Source organism: Variovorax sp. E3 (assembly GCF_016082275.1).
In the GTDB taxonomy this organism is placed as follows: domain Bacteria; phylum Pseudomonadota; class Gammaproteobacteria; order Burkholderiales; family Burkholderiaceae_C; genus Variovorax.
In genome coordinates this window covers 1-1718 of sequence record NZ_MOWM01000321.1, presented here as the reverse complement: position 1 = coordinate 1718, position 1718 = coordinate 1, and the positions used below count along the sequence as shown (strand labels likewise).

3 protein-coding genes are annotated in these 1718 nt (G+C 72.6%); all 3 read left to right on the top strand.

The annotated features are described in order from the left end of the window. Window positions 1–161: 161 nt before the first annotated feature. Entirely contained in the window at window positions 162–734 is a 573-nt protein-coding gene (gene gspM / locus BMG07_RS40530; protein ID WP_198089190.1) for a type II secretion system protein GspM, read from the top strand. Beyond that, window positions 731–1489: a secretin N-terminal domain-containing protein gene (locus BMG07_RS44550; protein ID WP_198089189.1), complete on the top strand. Its 759-nt coding sequence runs from the start codon at window positions 731–733 to the stop codon at window positions 1487–1489. The genes gspM and BMG07_RS44550 overlap by 4 nt, the downstream gene beginning before the upstream one ends. Further along, the coding region (locus BMG07_RS40520; protein ID WP_198089188.1) for a hypothetical protein at window positions 1486–1718 on the top strand (233 nt) is incomplete at its 3' end. The genes BMG07_RS44550 and BMG07_RS40520, both read left to right, overlap by 4 nt.

The window sequence follows — 1718 nt, the reverse complement described above, 5'->3', positions numbered from 1 at the left end:
CGCGACGGCGGCGCGCCGGGTGCCGAAGAGCGCCGCGCATTGCAGGCCCGCGCCACCGAACAGGGCCTGGCCGCAACGGCCGGCGCGGAAGGGCTGCGCGTGACGGTGGCGGCCGGTGCCCCCGCCGCCGAGAACGCCTCGGTGAAAAAGAAGGCCACGCCATGAAGCCCGAACGCCTGCGCCCGGCGCGGCAGTGGCTGCGGGAAGGCACCACCCGATGGCAGGCCCTGTCGGCGCGCGACCGACTGGCGGTCGGCGCCGCCGTGCTCGTGATGATGCTGGCCCTGCTGTGGCTCGCCGCCACCAAGCCGGCACTGGAAACGATTGCCCACTGGCAGCGCGACCTGCCCAGGCTGCGCGCCCAGTCCCACGAACTCGACCAGGTGCTGGCCGGCGTTCCAGCGGCGCGCGCGACCGGTGCGGGCGGCCCCAGCGAATCGCCGCAAGCGGCGCTGGACCGCGCGGACCTGCAGGGCGTCTACCGCATCGAACTCATCGTGTCCGACGCGCCGCCGGGCCCCGGCAAGGCCCCGCCCGCGAAGGCCTGGCGAATCGCGTTCGAGCAGCCCGCGCCGGCCGCCAAGGTGTTTGCGTGGCTGCTGGTGGTTGCCGCCCGCCCCGACCTCGAAGTGACCGGCGTCGTGCTCGACCGCACGGACCGAAACGACCCGCAAGCCAGCGTGCGCGGCGTGGTGGAACTGCAGTCCACCCAACTCTACAAGGATGGCCCGTGAGACGAGATCGACAAGGCGCGGCGATGCGCCGATGGACCGTGGCGTGCTGCGCCGCACTGGCCTGCATGGCAGCCGGCGCGGCGACGACGGCGCCCGCGCCCGCCACCCCGGCACCCCAGGCCGCCCGCGCCGGCAAGGACGACAAGGTGGTGCTCAACTTCGTCGATGCGGACATCACCTCGGTGGTCTCGGCGCTGGCCCGCTTCCTGGGCCGCAACTTCCTGTTCGATCCGCGCGTGAAGGGGCAGATCACGCTGGTGTCCGAAGGCGAGGTGCCGGCGGCCACCGCCTACGGCATGCTGGCCACGGCGCTGCGCATGCGCGGCTTCGCCATCGTCGACGTGGGCGAGGTGAGCCGCGTCGTGCCCGTGGCCGACGCCAAAATGCAGGGCGGCGCGGTCAACACGCGCAACCCCGGCGGCGGGCTGGCCACGCGCACCTTCCGGCTCAACTACGAGAACGCCGACGCCATGGTGCCGGTGCTCAAGCCGCTGATCGCGGCCGAGAACACCATCACCGCCTATCCGGCCAACAACACGCTGGTGGTGACCGACTACATCGACAACCTCGAGCGGCTGGCGCGCATCATCGAGAGCATCGACACGCCGACCTCGCTCGACTCGGAGGTCATCAAGCTGCGCAACGGCGTGGCGGTGGACATCGCCGGGCTGGCCACCGAGCTGCTCGAAGGCAGCGGCGAGAAGGGCCGGCGCGACATCGTGGTGCTGGCGACCCGCGCTCCAACAGCATCGTGATCCGCTCGAGCAGCCCGGGGCGCACGGCGCTGGCGCGCGAGCTCATCGCCAAGCTGGAGAATGTGCAGAGCGACCCCGGCAACCTGCACGTGGTGTACCTGCGCAATGCGCAGTCGGTGCACCTGGCGGGTGTGCTGCGCGGCCTGCTGACGGGCGAGTCGCCGGATGCGTCGGGCACTGGCAGCGGCTCGGTGCGCGCGGCGCTGGGGGCGGGCGGCATGCTGGGCGG